Here is a 5,697-nt window from a genome sequence, read left to right on the forward strand (position 1 = left end):
CGGACGACGGCGGCGGGCTGAAGCTGGGGAAACCCGTTGGCGGGGTGGGCGATCCCTGCTGGTGCGGCGCACCCTGCTGCGGTCCGGACTGCGACGACTGGATAGGTCCAGAAGGCGGGCCGGCCTGGCCGAAGCCGCCGGTCGACGGCCCCGACGGGTAGCCGCCGTACTGGGAGCCGTATCCGGACTGCTGGTAGGGATTCTGCTGACCGTAGTAGCCGCCGTACTGACCGTACTGCGCGTACTGGTCGTACTTGGGCCGCGGTGCCGGTGCGGTGATCACGCCCGCGTCCAGCAGAAGTGTGCTGACGGCGAGGATGGCCTGAACCACCCCGCAGCCCAGGGCAAACCACAGCGCCCACCCGCGGCCGGATGCGCCGATGGTGTCCTCGATCAGCAGTAATCCACCCAGTGCGGCGACGGCTGCGACCACCGCGGCGTAGTTCTTGGCCTTGGGCAACAGGCTGACCCCGGCCAGCAGCGCTGCCAGCAAGGCCAGGTCGATCGGCAACGTGCTGCCGCTTTCCACGAGCTCGTCGCCGTTGGGCAGGATGCGGGTGATCATCGGGCCATAACTCAGCAGATAACTGGCCAAACCGAGAGCCACCACAGCGATGGTCAGGTAGAGCTTCAGATTGCTCTCGCCGTCTTCGGACTTCGTGAACGAGGGTGCGGAGGAGGCCCCGTAACCGCCGGGCGACTGCGCGGGCGGATATCCGGGACTGCTGGGCGGATAGGTCATGGCTTCTCCTGTGCCTTCCAGTGCTGTTTGCGGCGCCACTGTCGTGCGGCGCTGGTACTCCCAGGCAGACGCGTGCCGATCACCCACGCTAGCGCACCTTGGCCAGTAGACGGCGCGGGAGTCAACGTGGCGTCGACGGGGTCGCGCGCCTCCATCACGCCCCCGGCCTTGCCCGCAAGATTGGAACACGTTCTAATTCTTTGCATGGACTACGGGCTTGTGCTGTTCACCAGCGATCGCGGTATTACCCCGGCAGCGGCGGCCACGCTCGCCGACAATCATGGTTTCACCACCTTTTATGTACCCGAACACACCCATATTCCGATCAAGCGCGAGGCTGCCCACCCGACGACCGGTGACGAGTCGTTGCCGGACGACCGCTACATGCGCACCCTGGATCCCTGGGTCAGTCTCGGCGCGGCGTGCGCGGTCACCTCGCGGGTGCGGCTGTCCACCGCGGTGGCGTTGCCGGTTGAGCATGATCCGATCACGTTGGCGAAATCTATCGCGACCCTCGACCACCTTTCTGGTGGGCGAGTCAGCCTGGGCGTCGGGTTCGGCTGGAATACCGACGAACTCGCGGACCATGGCGTCCCGGCTGGGCGGCGCCGCACCATGCTTCGCGAATACCTTGAGGCGATGCGCGCGTTGTGGACCCACGAAGAAGCTTCCTACCAAGGCGAATTCGTCAACTTCGGACCCAGCTGGGCATGGCCTAAGCCGATCCAACCGCATATTCCGGTGTTGGTGGGCGCCGCCGGCAACGAGAAGAACTTCAAGTGGATTGCGCGCAGCGCCGACGGTTGGATCACCACTCCGCGCGACTTCGACATCGACGAGCCGGTGAAGTTGCTGCAGGACACCTGGGCAGCCGCCGGACGCGACGGAGCGCCGCAGATCGTGGCGCTGGATTTCAAGCCGGTGCCTGAAAAGTTGGCGCACTGGGCCGAATTGGGTGTCACCGAGGTGCTGTTCGGTTTGCCCGACAAGCCCGAGGACGAGGTCGCCGCATATGTGGAACGATTGGCCGGGAAGCTCGCCGCTCTGGTATGACGCAACATTTTCCCTATCGTTACGACCCTCGGCTGGCCCCGATGTGGTTGCCGTTTCGGGCCTGGCCCGGCGCCCAGGGTGTGACGGTGACCGACGACGGCCGATTGGTCGCCCGCTACGGGCCGTTCGTCGTCGATGTGCCGCTGTCTCGCGTGCACGATACGCACGTCAGTGGCCCGTACCGATGGTGGACCGCCGTCGGCGCCCGGCTATCGGCTGCCGACGACGGACTGACGTTCGGCACCAACGCATCCGAAGGTGTGTGCATCCATTTCGAGCCGCGCATCCGCCGGGTTATCGGTCTGCGTGATCACTCGGCGCTGACCGTCACGGTCGCCGACACCCAGGGATTGGTCGACGCCATCAAGGCCGCCAGCTAGTCAGCCCAGAGCGCAGCGGTTCCCGTACTCGAACGAGCGCACGACGACCGGCCGACCCAATGGTTCGCCGTCGGTCAGCAGCCCGATGAAGTCGTCGTCTTCGGCGGTCGCCAAAAACCGGCTGTCGTCGGCGTCGAGCCGGCCGATGATGATCCCGGTCGGTCGGCCGCCGTCGCGCCGGACCGTGTACGTCTCGACGGTGCCTGGACCGTCGGCCTGCTCGGTCACCGGCAGGGTGGCCGCTTGGCCGATCTGTTCCTGCAGCTTCGTACTGTGGTCCGGTTTCCAATCGGTGGGTGTCGTCGAGTAGACCCCGACGGAATACTTGCTCAAGATGCCACCGTTTGCGCCGACGAGACCGAATTGTCCAGGCGCGCTTCGGCATTTGGCGATCGTCTCGGCGACACCGTGCATCGAGTAGTTGTTGCCGGCGCCGCCGAAGAACGGCAGGCCGCCGGTCAGCGTCAACCCGCGCCGGTCGTCGGGCGCGATGCCCATGCCGTCACAGATGTTGAAGACCGGTACTGGAAAGCAGCTGTACAGGTCGAAAGTGGCGATGTCATCGATCCCGATACCGGCAACCGCCAGCGCTTCGCGAACCGCCATCACTGCCGACGGGGCGTGCCCGAGATCCGGCCGCTCCAGCAGGCTCTGCTCTTCGAGATCGGCGTGCCCGTGCAGATACACCCAATTCTCTTCGGGGACACCAAGTTTGCGCGCCGCTTCAACGGACATTAGTAGCGCCGCCGCACCCTGGTTCACCTGGTCACGTGCAACCAGCAGCCGCGGGTACGGCTCGGAAATCATCCGGTTGCGCTCGGTGACGGTGATCAGTTCCTCGACGCTACGTTCGACCGGCGCTGCGGCAAACGGATTTTCGGCCGCCACCTCGGTGAACGGAGCGAACAGCTCGCCCATTCGGCGCAGATAGTCTGCCGGCGCGAGCCCGGTTCCGGCCCGCCGGGCATTCTCCAGCAGACCGTACTGGGTCGGTGCGTCGACCAACCCGTGAATCACCGTGTAGCGACTGATAAGTCCATCGAGACCGTGACCGCGATCCTCCAGCGAGCCGTCGACGGTTTCGGAGAAGTCCGGCCGATTCTCGGATCCGGCGAAGTAGCGGGTGGTCGACGTCGCGTCGGAACCGAAGACCAATGCGACCTCCGATCGGCCGGCGGCGATCTCGCCGGCCAATTCGGTGATCAAATGCTGCGGGCCTTGGCCGCCAACAACTTCCAAGATGGCGCGGGCGGGCTCAGCGCCGATCCGGTTGGCCACCGACCGCGGGTAGTTGTTCGACTTGCCCAGCACCGCCTCGGCGGGCCCGGAGATCTCGAATTGCCTTACGCCGGCGATGGTGTCGATCGCCGCGGCGACCTTGGCAGTGTCGGCGCCACAATCCTCGAGCGCTGCCCGAGCACCGGCCGCCGCAAGCTCGACGGCCGACATGCCCCGGTAGTACGCGTCGTCGATCCGCTCGGCTGCCTGCCCGACGCCGACCACCACCGGGGTGTTCATGTATGCCTACAGGCTTTGCAGGATCTGCCGGGCCAGCTCGGCGGTTTCCGAAGGCGTCTTGCCGACCTTCACCCCGGCCGCTTCCAAGGCCTCCTTCTTGGCCGCAGCGGTGCCCGACGATCCGGACACAATGGCGCCGGCGTGGCCCATCGTCTTGCCTTCCGGCGCAGTGAATCCCGCGACATAGCCGACGACCGGCTTGGACACGTTGGCCTTGATGTAGTCGGCCGCTCGCTCCTCGGCGTCGCCGCCGATCTCACCGATCATCACGATGACCTTGGTCTCTGGGTCCTTCTCGAATGCTTCGATTGCGTCGATGTGGGTGGTGCCGATCACCGGGTCGCCGCCGATACCGATCGATGTGGAAAACCCGAAATCGCGCAGCTCGTACATCATTTGGTAGGTCAGCGTGCCGGACTTGGACACCAGCCCGACGGGACCTTTGCCAGTGATGTTGGCCGGGGTGATGCCGACCAATGCCTCACCCGGGGTGATAATGCCGGGACAGTTCGGACCGATGATGCGGGTCTTGCCGCCCTTGGACACGTTATAGGCCCAGGCATATGCGCTGTCCTGCACCGGGATTCCCTCGGTGATGACCACCAGCAGCGGGATCTCCGCGTCGATGGCCTCGATGATGGCGTCCTTGGCGAACTTCGGCGGCACGAAGATGATCGACACGTCGGCGCCCGTCTTTTCCATCGCCTCCGCGACGCCGCCGAACACCGGCAGCTGGATGATCCGGCCGCCCTTGTCCTCATGCGTGACGGTGGTATCGGCCTTGCGGGCGTTCACACCGCCCACAATTTGCGTGCCCGCCTTCAGCATTCGGGCGGTGTGCACGGTGGCCTCGCTGCCGGTGATGCCCTGGACGATGACCTTATTGTCTTTGGTCAGGAAGATAGCCATGAGTCAGTGGTCCTTTCTTTTAGTGTCGACCCGCTGCGCCCGGCTTCGCCGCGCTTGCGATCGCCACGTCGTCAGGCGCTCGCCAGATCGGCGGCCTTGTCGGCGGCCTCGTCCATCGTCGGCACCAGCGTCACCAGCGGGTGGTTGGCTTCGGCCAGAATGCGCCGGCCTTCGTCGACGTTGTTGCCGTCCAGCCGGACCACCAGCGGCTTGTTCGCCTCGGGGCCCAGGATCTGCAGCGCCTGCACGATCCCGGTGGCCACGGCGTCACACGCGGTGATGCCGCCGAACACGTTGACGAACACGGCCTTGACCTGCTCGTCGCCCAGCACGACATCGAGCCCGGCCGCCATCACCTCAGCCGACGCGCCGCCGCCGATGTCGAGGAAGTTAGCGGGCTTGACCCCGCCGTGTTTCTCGCCGGCATAGGCCACCACGTCCAGCGTCGACATCACCAATCCGGCGCCGTTGCCGATGATTCCGACCTGACCGTCGAGCTTGACGTAGTTCAGGTCGTGCTCCTTGGCTTTGAGCTCGAGCGGGTCGGTGGCCTCGCGGTCCTCGAACTCGGCGTGGCCGGGCTGGCGGAAGTCGGCGTTAGCGTCCAGCGTGACCTTGCCGTCCAGCGCCAAAATCTGGTCATCAGGTGTGCGCACCAGCGGGTTGACCTCGACCAAAGTGGCGTCCTCGGCGACGAACACCTCCCAAAGCTTCGAGATCGTGACCGCGGCGGCGTCGAGTACCTCGGCAGGCAGATGGCCCTGCTCGGCGATCGAGCGGGCGAAGGCGAGATCGACTCCCTTAACCGCATCCACCGGCACCTTGGCCAGCCGCTCGGGCTTGGTCGCGGCGACCTCTTCGATCTCCACGCCACCCTCAACCGAGCACATCGCCAGGTAGGTGCGGTTGGCCCGGTCCAGCAAGAAGGAGATGTAGTACTCCTCGGCAATATCGCTGGCCTCGGACACCAGCAGTTTCTTGACGACGTGGCCTTTGATGTCCAGGCCGAGGATGTTCTTCGCGTGGGTGTAAGCGTCCTCGGCAGTCGCTGCGTACTTCACGCCGCCAGCCTTGCCGCGCCCACCGGTCTTGACC

The 5,697-nt window shown here is 65.5% G+C and carries 6 protein-coding genes; 2 read left to right on the plus strand and 4 right to left on the minus strand.

All coding sequences use genetic code 11. From position 1 onward, the window contains the following. Positions 1–742, minus strand: a 742-nt coding sequence (locus WB785_RS06920; protein ID WP_424078068.1) for a DUF5336 domain-containing protein, incomplete at its 3' end; no start/stop codon positions are given. A 204-nt stretch (positions 743–946) separates the two neighbouring features. On the opposite strand from WB785_RS06920, the gene WB785_RS06925 reads away from it, so the two are divergent. Then, complete coding sequence (locus WB785_RS06925) at positions 947–1,795, plus strand: LLM class F420-dependent oxidoreductase (RefSeq protein ID WP_424078060.1); 849 nt, start codon at positions 947–949, stop codon at positions 1,793–1,795. Continuing rightward, the gene (locus tag WB785_RS06930; RefSeq protein ID WP_424078061.1) at positions 1,792–2,175 is read left to right on the plus strand and encodes a hypothetical protein; all 384 of its coding nucleotides are present in this window, start codon (positions 1,792–1,794) and stop codon (positions 2,173–2,175) included. Before WB785_RS06925 ends, WB785_RS06930 begins: the two co-directional genes overlap by 4 nt. Here the strand turns inward: WB785_RS06930 and WB785_RS06935 are convergent, their stop codons facing one another. From WB785_RS06935 to sucC, 3 genes are all read right to left on the minus strand, one after another. Beyond that, a complete protein-coding gene (locus WB785_RS06935; RefSeq protein WP_424078063.1) occupies positions 2,176–3,693 on the minus strand; it encodes an acetyl-CoA acetyltransferase in 1,518 nt (505 codons plus the stop codon). 6 nt (positions 3,694–3,699) lie between these two features. Further along, positions 3,700–4,602 (minus strand): succinate--CoA ligase subunit alpha, encoded by a 903-nt coding sequence (gene sucD / locus WB785_RS06940; RefSeq protein ID WP_424078065.1) that lies wholly within the window; start codon positions 4,600–4,602, stop codon positions 3,700–3,702. A 71-nt stretch (positions 4,603–4,673) separates the two neighbouring features. Beyond that, positions 4,674–5,697 (minus strand): ADP-forming succinate--CoA ligase subunit beta (gene sucC, locus WB785_RS06945; RefSeq protein WP_424078067.1); only part of this gene is annotated, 1,024 nt, incomplete at its 5' end.

It is taken from the genome of Mycobacterium sp. (assembly GCF_049585075.1).
In the GTDB taxonomy this organism is placed as follows: Bacteria; Actinomycetota; Actinomycetes; order Mycobacteriales; family Mycobacteriaceae; genus Mycobacterium.

Bases quoted from the DNA above. Each gene is read 5' to 3' on its own strand.
- sucD (WP_424078065.1), bottom strand. From the start codon at position 4,602: ATGGCTATCTTCCTGACCAAAGACAATAAGGTCATCGTCCAGGGCATC.
- WB785_RS06925 (WP_424078060.1), top strand. From the start codon at position 947: ATGGACTACGGGCTTGTGCTGTTCACCAGCGATCGCGGTATTACCCCG.
- WB785_RS06930 (WP_424078061.1), top strand. From the start codon at position 1,792: ATGACGCAACATTTTCCCTATCGTTACGACCCTCGGCTGGCCCCGATG.
- WB785_RS06935 (WP_424078063.1), bottom strand. From the start codon at position 3,693: ATGAACACCCCGGTGGTGGTCGGCGTCGGGCAGGCAGCCGAGCGGATC.